We start from the raw sequence: 14793 nt of genomic DNA on the forward strand, positions 1-14793 counted from the left end.
CCACCTCGTTGGCCGGTATCCGGGCTGGCGGAGGACGCTTCCATCGCCTTCCCGGCGGCGTGTGTTGCGGCACGCGCGCCAGTGGCTGCTGTGATGGAGCGGGCGCCTGCGCGGGCAGGCGCCTCCGCTTACCGTTGCGGGGGCAGCGCAGGTTGGCTCGCTCCAGGTGCGCGCCGCGGTGCGCGGCGCGTGGCGGAGCAGGCTCCCTGCTTCCCGTTGAACTGCGGCATGCGAACCACACCGCAAGCACCAACGCCGGCGATTCTAGGCGCAAGGGCGGCCCCAACCCTACAATCCCTTACAGCCATGGCCACTGCTTCCCAGGTCGATCAGGTCGCCGAGCGCGTCGAACGCCTGCTCGTGCGCTACGAGGAGCTGCAGCGCACCAACGCGCTCTTGCAGCAGCAGCTGGACGTGCTCACGCAGGAGCGCGATTCGCTCAAGTCCAGGTTGTCGGCGGCGCGCGCGCGCGTCGACGCGCTGCTCGAGCGCCTGCCGGGCATCAATTCGGCGGCCTGACATGCCCGCGACCAAGCAGATCGAAGTGCAGATCATGGGCCAGAGCTACCTGCTCGGCTGCCCGGAAGGTGGCGAGGGCCGCCTGCTGGAGGCGGTCGAGAAGGTCGACACGGCGATGTGCCGCATCCGGGATGCCGGCAAGGTCAAGGCGAGGGACCGCATCGCGGTGCTCGCCGCGCTGAACCTGGCTTTCGACGTGGCCGACCGCGGCATCGCGCCGCCCGCCCGCCCGCGGGGCGAAGGCGAGCCCGATCCGCGCCTGGCGCTGCTGCTGGAACGGCTCGATCGCGCGCTGGGCAACGATGGACGCTTGATCTGAGCGCCCACCCGCGTCCGGCAAGCGCGGACGACATCGATCCTGTCAAGCTCGACGGCCTTTTTCCGCGGTGCGCCGGTGTTTTGCGCCGGACGCCCCCGCCGGCGCGGACCAGCCCCTAGAATGACTTCCGTCTGCAGTGCGTGCCGGGCTTTATATTTCCTTGAACCAATGCTCATCGAGCTCGGGCCTGGAACATACCTGGCGAGCGTGAACGTCTCGCGTCAGATGATCCCAACGCCTGGTTGACCTAGCCCACCTGAACCCCCGGTTCAGGATGCCGGTCCGGTGGCAACTGCAGACACCCCGCTACGTTCGCTCAGAAAACGCTGCGCGTTTTCTGAGCGGTTTTCCAGCTAGATGACGAAGGCCGGAGTGAATCCGGTCTTCGCCGTCATGGAGGGGTCGCGCTGCATGTTATTCCGCGCGACCCGCAGCGGCGATCTGGAAGTCTCCAGATCGCCGCGCAAGCTCAGCGACAATCTCGCCGGTGCGCCGCAAAGGCGTGGAAAAAGTACGGCATGGATCTCGCTCTTCCCCTCATCCTCGAACTGGCTGCGCTCGGCCTGGCCACCGGTTTTCTCGCGGGGCTGCTGGGCATCGGGGGCGGGATGATCATGGTGCCGTTCATCACCCTGATCCTCGGGCAGCGCGGCGTGGGCCCCGAGCTGGCGGTGAAGATGGCGATCGCCACCTCCATGGCCACCATCATCTTCACTTCGGTATCCAGCGTGCGCGCGCACCACCGGCGCGGCGCGGTGCGCTGGGACCTCGTCAAGCGGCTGGCGCCCGGCATCGTGATCGGCAGCATGGTGGGCAGCCTGGGCGTGTTCGCGCTGCTCAAGGGCGACGTGCTGGCGGTCATCTTCGCCGCCTTCGTCGGCTTCTCGGCCACCCAGATGTTCCTGGACAAGAAGCCCAAGCCCACGCGACAGATGCCCGGCACCGCCGGTACCGTCGCGGCGGGCGGCGCCATCGGCTTCCTCTCAGGGCTGGTGGGCGCCGGCGGCGGCTTCATCAGCGTGCCGTTCATGACCTGGTGCAACGTCGCCATCCACAACGCCGTCGCCACCTCGGCCGCGCTCGGCTTCCCGATCGCGGTGGCCAACGTGGCCGGCTACGTGGCCAGCGGGCTGCGGGTCGAAGGCCTGCCGCCGGGTTCCTTCGGCTACATCTGGCTGCCGGCGCTGGTGGTCATCGCGCTGGGCAGCGTCAGCACGGCGCCGCTCGGCGCCCGCGCCGCCCACGCGCTGCCGGTCGGCAAGCTCAAGCGCCTCTTCGCCACCATCCTCTATTCGCTCGCCGCCTACATGCTCTACAAGGGGCTGGCCGGCTGAGGCCTCGCGCGCCTGCTGCGCCACCTCGCGCAGCACCTGCAGCACCAGTTCGGGTTGCGTCAGCTGCGGGAAGTGCCCGCTGCGCCGCGCGACCACCTGCCGGCCCAACGGCGACAGCTGGGCCAGTTCGCGCTGGCGCGCCTTTCTCCGCCGCAACGCCTCGGCCGGCACCAGCCAGGTCGGCGGTTCCCGGCCGCCGCTGACGACGGCCAGGGGCACGGGCGGGAAAGGCCCGGCGGACTCGACCTCGCGCACCGACTGCCCGATCCACTCGATCTCCGATCGCAGGTTGGCGCGCAGCAGGCGCTGGGGCACGGACAGCAGTTGCGCCAGCGCCCGGGCCAGCCGGCTCTCGTGCCCTTCGAAGACTTCGTGATCGCCGGGATGCGTGGCGTCCAGCAGGACCACGCCCGCGACCTGCGCCGGGTGGCGCCGCGCGAACAGCTGGGCATGCAGGCCGCCGAGCGAGTGGCCCACCAGCAGATAGGGCGGGGGCACGGCCAGCGCCGCCAGCAACTCGCCCAGCGAGGCCACGACGGCGCTGGCCGGCTGGGGCCTGCGCGCCGGCGTGCTGGCGCCGGCGCCGCAACGGTTCCAGGCCAGCGTGCGGCCGACCGACTCGATGCCGGGATAGAGCCGGCCCCAGCCCTCCAGGGTGACGCCGGCGCCGCTGAGCAGCACCAGCGCCGGCGCGCCGTCGCCCGAGAGCACGTATTCCAGCGCACCGCCCGGCAAGGCCAGTCGGCGCCGGCGCGGCAGCGATCGAGGCAGCAGCACCCCGGCTCAGGCCCCGCCGATGCCGCGGACCACCTTGCCGGTGCCCTCGCACTCGGGGCAGGGGCCGCCGTTGAGCTGGCCCGTGCCGCCGCAGGCACGGCAGAGATCCTCGCCGGTACTCGGCGTGCCGGGCGGCGCCTCGTCGCCGGGCGCCATCGGCGGCGTCGGCCCGGACGCCTGCGCACCGCTGGACGGTTGCGCCGCACCCGGGGACGCCGGCCTGCGCGACCCGATCTCGATCGAAGAGCCCGGGTCTTCCTCGCCGGCAACGGATTCGCTCAGGTCGATGGGGCCGGTTCCGGCGGTTCGTGGATCAGCCATGGCGTTCTCGCGGAAGGGTTGCCCCATGCTAGGCGCGCTGGCCCCGGCGCACCGTAGGACGGCACCGGCGGGCACCCTGCCCCGGTTGCACAGAGATACCTCAAGGCAGAGCTGCATCGCGCCTAGACTGCGGGCCTCGCCGAGCAAGGGGCCGCCGCCAGCTCTTCCGCCCGCCGGGCGCGAGCTGGCTCGGCGTTTGACAAGCCGTCGCAATCGGCAGACAAAAGCGGCTTCGCAGCGGCTGGGGCATCAAGCAGCGCCTTCACACCACGCCATGACCGAACCCACGGGCCTGCCCGAAGCGACCTCCGTCCACGCCGTGCCGGCGGGCGGATCGCTGCTGTCGGGTCCCACCGCCAAGGCCGAATCGATCGCCGACAGCGACCTGGCGGCGCTGGTCTCGGCGCACGACTGGGCGTCCACCCCGCTGGGCCCGCCCGAGCAGTGGCCGCAGAGCCTGAAGACGGCGGTGCGCCTGCTGCTCGGCTCGCGCTACCCGATGTTCGTGTGGTGGGGCCCGCGGCTGATCGCCATCTACAACGACGCCAACGCCGCCTTCATGGGGTCGCGCCACCCCTGGGCGCTGGGACGCAGCGCGCGCGAGACCTGGGCCGAGATCTGGCCGGTGATCGGGCCGCAGATCGATGCGGTGATGGAGCGCGGCGAATCGACCTGGAACGACCGCGTGCGGCTGATGCTGCATCGCAAGGGCTTCGCCGAGGAAACCTATTTCACCTTCTCCTACAGCCCCTGCTTCGACGACCAGGGCGAGGTCGGTGGCGTCTTCTGTGCCTGCGCCGACGAGACCGGGCGGGTGCTGGGCGAACGGCGCCTCAGGAGCCTGAGCGAGCTGGCGGCGGCGCCGCTGCACGCACGCAACCCGCGCGAGGCCTGCGAGAGCGCGGCGCGCGCGCTGGCCGGCAACGCGCACGACCTGCCGTTCGTGCTGTTCTACCTGCAGGACGGCGACACCGCGCGGCTGGCGGCGTGCGCCGGCGTGGACGACGCCCGGCTGGCCGTGCCGGAGATCCGCTTCGACTCGCCGCAAGGCCCGTGGCCGCTCGCGGCGGTCGCGCAGCGGCACGAGCCGCTGCTCGTGCCCGGGCTGGGCGCGCACGCCGAGGTGCCGGCCGGGCCCTGGCCCGGCCCTGTGCAGGACGCGATCGTGCTGCCGCTGCCGGCTTCCGCGCCGGGCGTTCCCGCCGGCTTCATGGTCGCCGGGCTGAATCCGCACCGTCCGCTGGACGGCGACTACCGCGACTACCTGGGACTGCTCGCGCAACAGGTCGCCAGCGCGATCGCAACGGCCCGCAGCTTCGAAGTGGAACAGGAGCGCGCGCGCGCGCTGGCCGAGCTGGACCGCGCCAAGATGGTCTTCTTCTCCAACGTCAGCCACGAGCTGCGCACGCCGCTGTCGCTGGTGCTCGGGCCGGTGGGCGACCTGCTCGATGCCGGCGTGCTGCCGCCGCCGGTGCGCGATTCGCTGCGCGTCGCCCAGCGCAACGCCCACCGCCTGCAGCGGCTGGTCAACACGCTGCTGGAGTTCTCGCGCTTCGAGGGCGGGCGCGTGCAGGCGCACTTCCGCCCGCTCGACCTGGCCGCGCACACCGCCGGGCTGGCGGCCTTCTTCCAGTCGGCCGCCGCGCGCGCCGGGCTGGCGCTGGACATCCGCTGCGAGCCGCTGCCCAAGCCGGTCTACGTGGACCGCAGCCTGTGGGAAAAGATCGTCTTCAACCTGGTGTCGAACGCGATCAAGTACACGCTGGCCGGCCGCGTGGAGGTGCGGCTTCGCCCGGTGCGGGGCGGCGTGCGGCTGGACGTATCGGACACCGGCGTCGGCATTCCGTCGCAGGCGCTGCCGCATGTGTTCGACCGGTTCTACCGCGTCGAAGGCGTGCGCGGCCGCAGCATCGAGGGCACCGGCATCGGCCTGGCGCTGGTGGCCGAACTGGCCCGCCTGCACGGCGGCACCGTGCAGGCGCAGAGCCGCCTCGGCGAGGGCAGCACGTTCAGCGTCGAACTGCCCTGGGGCAGCGCGCACCTGCCGGCCGACCAGGTCGAGGCCGCGGGCGAGCCGCCCGTGCTGGAGCCGCCGCGCGGCTGGCTGGACGAAGTCGACGGCTGGCCGGAAGCGGACGGCAGACAGCTGCCGGTGGACTCCGCCTTCGCGCCGCTCGGGGTCGCCGAGCCCGACCCGCAGCCGGCTTGGGGCCGCGCGCTGGTGCTGGTGGCGGACGACAACGCCGACATGCGCAACTACCTGGCCAACCTGATCGGGCAGGAGCACGAGGTGCAGGTGGTCGGCGACGGCTGGCAGGCGCTGCAGGCCATTGCCGCGCGCCAGCCCGACCTCGTGCTGACCGACGTGATGATGCCCGGCCTCGACGGCTTCGGCCTGCTGCGGCGGCTGCGCGAAGAGCCTTCCACGGCCGCCCTGCCGGTGGTGATGCTGTCGGCCCACGCCGGCCATGCCGCGCGCCTGCAGGCGCTGGACGCCGGCGCCGACGATTTCCTGGTCAAGCCCTTCCACGCGCGCGAGCTGCTCGCGCGGCTGTCGGCCACGCTGCGGCTGGCGCAGGTCCGCCGCGAGGGCCTGCAGCGCGAGCACGCCCTGCGCACCGAGATCCAGGACCTGCTGGAGAGCATCACCGACGCCTTCGTCGCGGTCGACGGGCAATGGCGCTTCACCTACGTCAACAGTGCCGCCGAAGGCATCTTCGGCCGCTCGCGCGAGAGCATGCTCGGGCGCAGCTACTGGGAACTGTTCCCGAGCGTGCTCGGCTCGGCGTTCGAGGAGCCGCTGCGGCGCGCCATGCGCGAGCGCGTCGCGCTGACCATCGACGGGCCGTACGACCCGCTGGCCGGCTGGTTCGAGGTCGGCGCCTATCCGCTGGCGTCCGGCGGGCTGGCCTGCTCCTTCCACGACGTGCTGCAATCGCGGCTGATGGAGCGCGGCATCCGCGAGAGCGAGTCGCAGCAGCGTTTCCTGGCCGAGTTCGGCGAACTCATGCAGCGCTTCACCGACCCCGAGTCGGTGCTCGATGCCGCCGTGCGGGCCCTGGCCGAACACCTGCAGGCCGACCGCTGCTGCTGGGTGCTGGTGGACGAGGACGAGGACAGCATGGACATCCGCGGCGAGTACCGGCGCGAAGGCATGCCATCGATCCTCGGGCAGGTCAGCCTGAAGGCGTTCGGTGGCGAGCAGCTCGCCCTGTACCGGGCCGGCCGGGCCTTCGTGGTCGACGACGTCGAAACCGATCCGCGCATCGCCGGCCGGCGCGAACCCCACCGCGCCCAGCACACGGCGGCCAACCTCTCGTCCGGCATCCTGCGCGCTGGTCGGCTGGTGGCCGGCATCGCGGTGCAGCAGCGGCAACCACGCACCTGGACCGAGTCGGAGGTGTCGCTGGTGCAGGCGGCCGCGCAACGCTGCTGGGAAGCCTTCGAGCGCGCCCAGGTCCAGCTGCGCCAGCGCGAAGCCGCGGAGGCGCTGGCGCAGGCGCTGGCGGCGCTGCAGCAGGTCGAGCGGCGCAAGGACCAGTTCATCGCCACGCTGGCCCACGAGCTGCGCAACCCGCTCGCGCCCCTGCGCAACGGCGTGCAGCTGCTCGAACTGGGCGGCGGCCCGGACGGCGGCGCCCGGGTGCAGGCCATGATGCGGCGGCAGATCGACCAGCTGGTGCGGCTGGTCGACGACCTGCTGGAGGTCTCGCGCATCACTTCCGGCAAGGTGGTGCTGCAGCGCGGCCGCCTGTCGCTGCACGAAGTGCTGGCCGGCGCGGCCGAGACCAGCCGACCGGTGCTGGACGCGGCGCGCCATTCGCTGCACGTCGACATCGAGGGGGTGGCCGCGGTCGAGGTCGACGGCGACCCGCTGCGCCTGGGCCAGGTGTTCGCCAACCTGCTGAACAACGCCGCCAAGTACACCGACCCCGGCGGCCACATCGCGCTGGCGGCATGGACCGACGGCGACCAGGCCGTGGTGCAGGTGCAGGACAACGGCATGGGCCTGGCCCGCGAGATGCTGGAGGAGGTGTTCCAGCCCTTCGTGCAGGCCGACCGCTCGGCGGCGCGCGCCCAGGGCGGGCTGGGCATCGGCCTGTCGATCGTGCGCAGCCTGGTGGAGCTGCACGGCGGCGTGGTGGGCGCGCAGAGCGAGGGGGCCGGCCAGGGCAGCACCTTCACGGTACGCCTCCCGGTGCTGCCGCCGCGGGACCGCGATGCGCCCTCCCCCGCCGCCGAGCCGGCCGCGCCGCACCCTGAGGCCCAGGGTCCCTCGGTGCTGGTGGTCGACGACAACCGCGACGCCGCCGACAGCCTGGGCGCGATGCTGGAGATGATGGGCGCCACCACCCGCGTGGTCTATGGCGGGCCGGACGCCTTGTCGGCGGCGCAGCAGGAAACCCCGCGGCTGGTGCTGCTCGACCTGGGCATGCCCGGCATGGACGGCTACGAGGTCGTGCGCCGCCTCGCCGGGCACCCGCAGCGGTCGCGGATGCACATCGTCGCGCTCACCGGCTGGGGCCAGGCCGAGGACCGCCAGCGCACCCGCGAAGCCGGTTTCGACGAGCACATGGTCAAGCCGGCCGAGATCGACGCGCTGGAAGCGCTGCTGGCACGGGTCAGCGGGTCGTCCGTCGCGGCCTAGGCGCAGGAACGACAAGGCCGGGCAGCGCCCGGCCTTGCTCGCGGGTCAGGCCCTTGCGCTCAGGGCTTGACGTACTCGGAAATCACCTTCCACTTGCCGTCCTGGATCTGCGACAGGCGCGACAGGTCGTTGCCGAGCCGCTTCTTCGGGCCGTAGCTGGCCGGCGCGCTGCCGAAGATGTCGGCCGGGTAGCTCATGCTGTCCATGACCTTGACGAAGCTGTCGGTGGTGAGCTGTCCGCCCGCCCGGGACGCCGCCTGCGCGAAGGCGTCGATCGCGTTGTAGCCATAGACCGAGAACACGGTGGGGTCTTCGTTGAACTTCGTCTTGTACTTGTTGGCCCAGAAGCGGATCGGCTGCGAGGCCTCGTCCAGGTAGGGATGCTGCACCGTCATGGTGGCGTACAGCCCGTTCATGGCCGGCCCGCCCAGCTTGTGGATCAGGTCGGTGTAGGCGGCGCTGGAGCCCAGGAAGGTGGGATTGAAGCCGGTCTTGCGCGACTCCCCGATGGTGCCGATGGTCTCGCGGATGATGGTGCCCAGCACCACCAGTTCGCAGCCGGCCGCCTTCATGCGCGCCACCTGCGAGGAAAAGTCGGTGGCGCCGCGCTTGAAGGTGGTCTTCTCGGCGAACTCCATGTTCAGCGTCTTGAGCGCCGCCTCGCCGCCGCGCATGACCTCCAGGCCGAACTCGTCGTCCTGGTAGATGGTGCAGACCTTCTTCGCGTTCTTCTCCTTCACCAGCTTGGGCAGGGTGATGCGGATCTGGTCGTAGTAGGTGGCCGCGAACGAGTACTTCAGGCGGTGGAACGGCTCGTACATCTCGCGTGCCGCCGTGACGGGGAAGAAGTTGATCACGTTCTTCTGGAACTGCACCGGCATGGCCGCCATGTTCTGCGCCGTGCCGATGTGCGCCACCATCGCGAAGATCTTGTCCTGGTTGACCAGCTTCTGCGCCGCCAGCACCGCCTTGCGCGGGTCGTAGCCCGAGTCCTCGACGATCAGGCGGACCTTGCGGCCGTTGATGCCGCCCTGCTCGTTGAGCTCGTCGACGCGCAGCATCATGCCCAAACGCACCTGCTTGCCGAAGCCGGCCAGCGGCCCCGACAGGTCCTGGATGGAGCCCAGGACGATCTCGTCCTTGGTGACGCCCTGGTTGCTGTTCTGCGCGCCGGCGAGGCCGGCCGCCAGGGCGAGGGCCGCGGCGGCGGCGAGCTTGCGTTTCATGCTTTTTCTCCTTCGGGTCGGTTGGCTATCGGTACATCGCTTCGATCTGGGGCGCGTACTTCTTCTCCACCAGCTTGCGCTTGAGCTTCATGGTGGGCGTGAGCTCCTCGTCTTCGGCGGTGAGCTGCGTGTCCAGCAGGAAGAATTTCTTGATCTGCTCGACCCGGGCGAACCGGGCGTTGACGCGATCGATCTCGGCCTGGATCAATTCTTGGACTTCGGGTGCACGTGTCAAGCTGGCGTAATTACTGAAGGGCACGTCGCGGTCCTGCGCGTACTTCTCGACGTTCTCCTGGTCGATCATGACGATCACCGTGAGGTAGGCACGCCGGTCGCCGATCACCACGGCGTCGGTGATGTAGGGCGAGAATTTCAGTTCGTTTTCCAGCTCGCTCGGCGTCACGTTCTTGCCCCCGGCCGTGATGATGATGTCCTTCATCCGGTCGGTGATGCGGAAGTAGCCGTCGGCGTCGACCGTGCCGACGTCGCCCGTGTGCAGCCAGCCGTCGGCATCCAGCGCCTCGCGGGTCTTCTCCGGCTGGTTCAGGTAACCCATGAACACGTTCGGCCCGCGCACCAGGATCTCGCCGGTGGCGGGGTCCAGCCGGACCTCGTTGAAGCCGGCGGCCGGACCGATCGAGCCGGGCTTGATGCGGCTGGCGGGCACGCCGGTGGAGGCGCCGCAGGTCTCGGTCATGCCCCAGACCTCCAGCATCGGAACGCCCAGCGACAGGTACCACTTCACCAGTTCGGGCGAGATCGGCGCGGCGCCGGTCACCAGGAAGCGGGCGCGGTGGATGCCGATCAGCTTGCGCACGTTGTCCAGCGCCAGCCAGCGCGCCAGCGTGAACTGGACCTTCAGCCAGGCCCCGACGGAGCGGCCTGCCAGCACCCGGTCGGCGATCTCGCGGCCCACGCCGATCGCCCAGGCGTAGGCGGCGCGCTGCAGCGGCGTGGCCTCCTTGAGCGCGATGGCCACGCCGGAATAGAACTTCTCCCACACGCGCGGCACCGCCGTGAACACGGTGGGCGCGATCTCGCGCACGTTCTCCGGCACGGTCTCCGGGTTCTCGACGAAATTGAGCTTGGCGCCGGTGTAGAGCGAGAAGTACTCGCCGCCCATGCGCTCGGCGATGTGGCACAGCGGCAGGAAGCACATGCACTCGTCCTGCCCGGTGCGCGCGATCAGCGTGTTCAGGCCGCGCGCCTCGTACACCAGCCCCTGGTGGCTGTGCATCGCCCCCTTGGGCTTGCCGGTGGTGCCGGAGGTGTAGACCAGGATCGCCAGGTCGCCGGGCTTGCAGCCGGCCGAGCGCTCGGCCACCGCGTTCGGGTGCTGCGCGTTCCAGGCGCGGCCCTGCTCGCGCAAGGCGGCCAGGCTCATCACGGCCGGGTCGTCGAGGTCGCGCAGGCCCTCCATGTCGAACACCACGATCCTGCGCAGCGCGGGAAGGCGTTCGCGCACCGCCAGCGCCTTGTCGAGCTGCTCGTCGTCCTCGACGAACAGGACGCTGGTGCCGGAGTCCTCGCACAGGTACTGCACCTGGTTGGCCGCGTCGGTCGGGTAGATGCCGTTGGACACCCCGCCGCAGGACAGCACGGCCAGGTCGGACAGCACCCATTCCATCACCGTGTTGGACAGGATCGAGGCGGTGTCGCCGCGCCGGAAGCCGAGCGCGAGCAGCCCGCCGGCGATCTCGCGCACCGCTTCGCCGACCTGCGACCAGGTGTGGCTGCGCCAGATGCCCAGCTCCTTCTGCCGCAGCCAGACCTGCGGTCCGCGCTGCGCCACCGCGTTCCAGAACAGCGCGGGGATGGTGTCGCCTTCCAGCACGACCTCGGTGCGGGGCTGGATGCGGGAGAGGTCCCAGAGGTTGCTCATGGTCGATCAGCCCCGTTCCCCGCCATGCCGGGCTCGACGGAGCCTGCCCCGGACTCGATCCGGGGGCATCCCTCGCCCGAAGGTCGATCGCGCGCGACCAAAGCGCCGGGGATGGATTGCGGATCAAGCCCGCAATGACACGGATCTGCCTTCATCGCCACGTCTTCTTCTTCTTCCACCGCCGCTCCCCGCGCGCCCCGGCTTCCTTCATCCCGAGATAGAACTCCTTGATGTCCTCCTTCTCGCGCAGGCGGGCGCAGGTGTCCTCCATCACGATGCGGCCGTTCTCCAGCACGTAGCCGTAGTCGGCGGCGTTCAGCGCCATGTTGGCGTTCTGTTCCACCAGCAGGATGGTGGTGCCCCGCTCGCGGTTGATGCGCACCACGATCTCGAAGATCTCCTTGGTCAGCCGGGGCGACAGGCCCAGGCTGGGCTCGTCGAGCAGGATCAGCTCGGGCGCGGCCATGATGGCGCGCGAGATCGCCAGCATCTGCTGCTGGCCGCCCGACAGCAGTCCGGCGTCCTGGCCGGCGCGCTCCCTCAGGATCGGGAAGTAGTGGTAAACGGCCTCGAGGTCGCGCGCGATGCCGTCCTTGTCGCTGCGCGTGTAGGCGCCCATGGCCAGGTTGTCGCGCACCGACAGCAGCGGGAACACCTCGCGGCCCTCGGGCACGTGCGACAGGCCCAGCTGCACCACCTCGGCCGGGTCGCGTGCGGTGATGTTCTCGCCCTTGAACTCCACGTGGCCCTTGAGCGGGTCGATGATCCCCGAGATGGTCTTGAGGATGGTGGTCTTGCCGGCGCCGTTGGAGCCCAGCACGGTGGCGATCTCGCCGCGGCGCACCTGCAGGCTGACGCCGCGGATCGCCTTCACCGGGCCGTAGGCCGACTCCACGTTGGCGAGCCTGAGCACCGGGACATCGCCTGGCCCGGTCATGCCGCCACCCTTCGCAGCGAGGCCACGTCCTCCACCGAGCCCAGGTAGGCTTCGGCCACGCCGGGATGCGCCTGCACCTCGGCCGGCGTGCCCATGGCCAGCACCTCGCCCTGGTTCATGGCCAGCACCCGGTCGGACACGCGGGAGACCAGCGCCATGTCGTGCTCCACCATCAGCACGGTGATGCCCAGCTCCTTCTGGATGTCCTGGATCCAGAAGGCCATGTCCTCGGTCTCCTCCACGTTCAGGCCGGACGAGGGCTCGTCCAGCAGCAGCAGCGTGGGCTCGGTGCACAGGGCGCGCGCCAGTTCCACCACCTTGCGCACGCCATAGGGCAGGCCCGCGACCATGGACTCGCGGTGGTGCTGCAGGTCCAGCAGGTCGATCACGCGCTCGACCTTCCCGCGCGCCTCGATCTCGGCCGCGCGCGCCTTCGGCGTGAACAGCAGGTCGGCCCACAGGCCGGTGCGCCGGTGCGTGTGGCGGCCGATCAGCAGGTTCTGCAGCACCGTCGCATGCTCGAACAGTTCGATGTTCTGGAAGGTGCGGGCGATGCCCAGCTGGGCGATGCGGTGCGGCGGCTGGGAGGTCAGCGGGCGCCCGTCGAACTCGATGGCGCCCCCGGTGGGCTGGTAGATGCGGCTGATCAGGTTGAACACCGTGGTCTTGCCGGCGCCGTTCGGCCCGATCAGCGTGAACACCTCGCCGCGCCGCACCTCGAAGCTGACGTCGTTGACCGCCAGCACGCCGCCGAAACGCACCGACAGGTTCTTCGCCGAGAGCAGGACGTCGCTCACCTCAGCCTCTCTGACTTCTGGAAGGACTTCTGCCGCCGGAACATGCCCTGGCGGTAGAAGGGGAACAGCTGGAACCAGGTGCGGATCTTCAGCCAGCGGCCGTACAGGCCCAGCGGCTCGAACAGCACGAACGCGATCAGCACCGCCCCGTAGACCACCGCCTTCAGGCCCGGCGCGTTGCCGATCGCCTCGGGCAGGAAGTCCTTCACGGCCGAGATCGCCTGCGGCAGCCCGATCAGGAAGATCGCGCCCAGGAAGGCGCCATGCAGCGACCCCAGCCCGCCGATCACCACCATCAGCAGCAGGTCGATCGACTGGATGATGTTGAACTGGTCGGGTGAGAGGAAGCGGATCTGGTGCGCGTAGAGGGCGCCGCCGATGCCGGCCAGCGCCGCGGAAATCGCGAAGCTCAGCGTCTTGTAGTACGCGAGGTGGATGCCCATGCCCTGGGCCGAGATCTCGGAATCGCGGATGGCCACGAAGGCGCGGCCGGTGGGCGCGCGCAGCAGGTTCCGGCACGCCAGCGTGGCCAGCACCGCGGTGGCCAGGCACACGAAGTAGAACGAGGTCGCGCCGTCGGCCGCCCAGCCGAAGGCCCTGGGCACGTCGACCGCAAGCCCCGAGTTGCCGCCGGTCACCGACTCCCAGCGGGCGAAGCCCTCTTCCACGATGAAGCCGAAGGCCAGCGTGGCAATGCCCAGGTAGATGCCCTTGACGCGCAGCGCGGGCAACCCCACCACCACGCCCACCGCGGCGGACAGCAGGCCGGCCACGGCCATCGCCAGCGGGAACGGCCAGCCCATGTTGGTCAGCACCGCCTGCGCATAGGCGCCGGCCCCGAAGAAGGCGGCATGCCCCAGCGAGAACAGGCCGGTGAAACCCGCCAGCAGCATCAGGCCCAGGCCCACGATGCCGTAGATCAGCACGAAGGTCAGCTGCGCCAGCACGTACTCCGACAGCAGCCAGGGCGCGGCGGCCAGCACCAGCCCCAGCAGGCCATACCAGAACGCATGGCCGCCGTGCTGGGCCAGGCGGATGTCCTGGGCGTAGTCGGTCTTGAAAACGAAGCGCATCTAGACCTTCTTCCGGAGCTTTTCGCCGAACAGCCCGTTCGGCATGACCACCAGCATCAGCAGCACCACGATGTAGGCGGCGATGTCCTTGAAGCCTTCGGGCAGGTAGAAGCCGGACAGCGATTCCACGATGCCGATGATCAGCCCGCCCACGATGGCGCCGGGCAGGCTGCCGAAGCCGCCGACCACCGCGGCCGGGAAGGCCTTCAGGCCGATGAAGCCCATGTTGGCGTGCACGAAGGTGATGGGCGCCAGCAGCAGGCCGGCAATGGCGGCGACCGCGGACGCCAGCCCCCACACCAGGCTGTTCAGGCGGCGCACGGGGATGCCCATGTAGTAGGCCGCGAGCTGGTTCTGCGAGGCCGCCTGCATCGCGATGCCGACCTTGCTGTAGCGGAAGGTGGCATAGAGCAGCGCGCACAGCGCCGCGGTTGCAACGATCACCACCACCTGCTCGGCGTTGATCACCAAACCGCCCAGCTTCCAGATCTGGTTCTTGTAGGGAACGGCCAGCGTGTGCGTCTCGGTGCCTATGCCCGGGATCATGGTGATCGCGCCGCGCGCCACGTAGCCGATGCCGATGGTCAGCATCACGATGGAGAACGCCGGCTGGCCGAGGATGGGGCGGATCACCAGGCGCTCGAGCAGCACGCCGAACAGCCCCATGGCGGCGATCGCCGCGATCACCGCGAGCCAGAACGGCACGCCCATGAAGGCCAGGGCGGCGAATCCGCCGAACGCGCCGAGCATCATCAACTCGCCCTGCGCGAAGCTGACGGTTTCGGTCGCCTTGTAGATGAGCACGAAGCCCAGCGCGATCAGCCCGTAGATGCACCCTTGCGCGATGCCGCTGATCACCAGTTGGAGGAATTGCACTGCGCCCCGCGTCCCTTTCCTTGTCGCGCCGGTTATAGCCGTGCAGGGGCGCGAACCCTACAGGGTTCGTCCGGAGAGGCCGCG

General features: G+C 70.2%; 11 protein-coding genes, 1 pseudogene and 1 riboswitch. Of the genes and pseudogenes, 4 read left to right on the top strand and 8 right to left on the bottom strand.

Annotation, left to right across the window (positions count from 1 at the left end; translation table 11 throughout):
• Nucleotides 1–269, bottom strand: a riboswitch (cobalamin riboswitch). This riboswitch is flagged as partial in the annotation.
• Nucleotides 270–306: 37 nt separating this feature from the next.
• From V6M57_RS13085 to V6M57_RS13095, 3 genes are all read left to right on the top strand, one after another.
• A complete protein-coding gene (locus tag V6M57_RS13085; RefSeq protein ID WP_332815436.1) occupies nt 307–519 on the top strand; it encodes a DUF904 domain-containing protein in 213 nt (70 codons plus the stop codon).
• 1 nt (nt 520) lies between these two features.
• Nucleotides 521–838 (top strand): cell division protein ZapA, encoded by a 318-nt coding sequence (locus V6M57_RS13090; RefSeq protein WP_332815437.1) that lies wholly within the window; start codon nt 521–523, stop codon nt 836–838.
• 518 nt (nt 839–1356) lie between these two features.
• Nucleotides 1357–2172, top strand: a complete 816-nt coding sequence (locus V6M57_RS13095) for a sulfite exporter TauE/SafE family protein (protein ID WP_332815438.1) — start codon at nt 1357–1359, stop codon at nt 2170–2172.
• 48 nt (nt 2173–2220) lie between these two features.
• Here the strand turns inward: V6M57_RS13095 and V6M57_RS18540 are convergent.
• Both V6M57_RS18540 and V6M57_RS13100 read right to left on the bottom strand, forming a co-directional pair.
• Nucleotides 2221–2949: pseudogene (locus V6M57_RS18540) on the bottom strand (alpha/beta fold hydrolase); the annotation flags it as partial.
• Nucleotides 2950–2955: 6 nt separating this feature from the next.
• Nucleotides 2956–3270: a hypothetical protein gene (locus V6M57_RS13100; RefSeq protein WP_332815439.1), complete on the bottom strand. Its 315-nt coding sequence runs from the start codon at nt 3268–3270 to the stop codon at nt 2956–2958.
• Between the two features lie 274 nt (nt 3271–3544).
• Between V6M57_RS13100 and V6M57_RS13105 the strand changes: the two genes are divergently transcribed.
• Nucleotides 3545–7918, top strand: a complete 4374-nt coding sequence (locus V6M57_RS13105; RefSeq protein WP_332815440.1) for an ATP-binding protein — start codon at nt 3545–3547, stop codon at nt 7916–7918.
• Between the two features lie 59 nt (nt 7919–7977).
• Here V6M57_RS13105 and V6M57_RS13110 read toward each other — a convergent pair whose 3' ends face one another.
• From V6M57_RS13110 to V6M57_RS13135, 6 genes are all read right to left on the bottom strand, one after another.
• The gene (locus V6M57_RS13110; RefSeq protein WP_332815441.1) at nt 7978–9144 is read right to left on the bottom strand and encodes an ABC transporter substrate-binding protein; all 1167 of its coding nucleotides are present in this window, start codon (nt 9142–9144) and stop codon (nt 7978–7980) included.
• Nucleotides 9145–9169: 25 nt separating this feature from the next.
• Nucleotides 9170–11026: an AMP-dependent synthetase/ligase gene (locus tag V6M57_RS13115; protein WP_332815442.1), complete on the bottom strand. Its 1857-nt coding sequence runs from the start codon at nt 11024–11026 to the stop codon at nt 9170–9172.
• A gap of 151 nt (nt 11027–11177) precedes the next feature.
• Nucleotides 11178–11963, bottom strand: a complete 786-nt coding sequence (locus V6M57_RS13120; RefSeq protein WP_332815443.1) for an ABC transporter ATP-binding protein — start codon at nt 11961–11963, stop codon at nt 11178–11180.
• Complete coding sequence (locus V6M57_RS13125; RefSeq protein ID WP_332815444.1) at nt 11960–12760, bottom strand: ABC transporter ATP-binding protein; 801 nt, start codon at nt 12758–12760, stop codon at nt 11960–11962. The genes V6M57_RS13120 and V6M57_RS13125 overlap by 4 nt, the downstream gene beginning before the upstream one ends.
• Nucleotides 12757–13833 (bottom strand): branched-chain amino acid ABC transporter permease, encoded by a 1077-nt coding sequence (locus V6M57_RS13130; RefSeq protein ID WP_332815445.1) that lies wholly within the window; start codon nt 13831–13833, stop codon nt 12757–12759. The genes V6M57_RS13125 and V6M57_RS13130 overlap by 4 nt, the downstream gene beginning before the upstream one ends.
• Entirely contained in the window at nt 13834–14709 is an 876-nt protein-coding gene (locus tag V6M57_RS13135) for a branched-chain amino acid ABC transporter permease (protein ID WP_332815446.1), read from the bottom strand.
• Nucleotides 14710–14793: the final 84 nt, after the last annotated feature.

Source organism: Ramlibacter sp., assembly GCF_036676645.1.
Taxonomy (GTDB): Bacteria; Pseudomonadota; Gammaproteobacteria; order Burkholderiales; family Burkholderiaceae_C; genus Ramlibacter.

Bases quoted from the DNA above. Each gene is read 5' to 3' on its own strand.
- V6M57_RS13085 (WP_332815436.1), top strand. From the start codon at position 307: ATGGCCACTGCTTCCCAGGTCGATCAGGTCGCCGAGCGCGTCGAACGC.
- V6M57_RS13090 (WP_332815437.1), top strand. From the start codon at position 521: ATGCCCGCGACCAAGCAGATCGAAGTGCAGATCATGGGCCAGAGCTAC.
- V6M57_RS13095 (WP_332815438.1), top strand. From the start codon at position 1,357: ATGGATCTCGCTCTTCCCCTCATCCTCGAACTGGCTGCGCTCGGCCTG.
- V6M57_RS13100 (WP_332815439.1), bottom strand. From the start codon at position 3,270: ATGGCTGATCCACGAACCGCCGGAACCGGCCCCATCGACCTGAGCGAA.
- V6M57_RS13105 (WP_332815440.1), top strand. From the start codon at position 3,545: ATGACCGAACCCACGGGCCTGCCCGAAGCGACCTCCGTCCACGCCGTG.
- V6M57_RS13110 (WP_332815441.1), bottom strand. From the start codon at position 9,144: ATGAAACGCAAGCTCGCCGCCGCCGCGGCCCTCGCCCTGGCGGCCGGC.
- V6M57_RS13115 (WP_332815442.1), bottom strand. From the start codon at position 11,026: ATGAGCAACCTCTGGGACCTCTCCCGCATCCAGCCCCGCACCGAGGTC.
- V6M57_RS13120 (WP_332815443.1), bottom strand. From the start codon at position 11,963: ATGACCGGGCCAGGCGATGTCCCGGTGCTCAGGCTCGCCAACGTGGAG.
- V6M57_RS13130 (WP_332815445.1), bottom strand. From the start codon at position 13,833: ATGCGCTTCGTTTTCAAGACCGACTACGCCCAGGACATCCGCCTGGCC.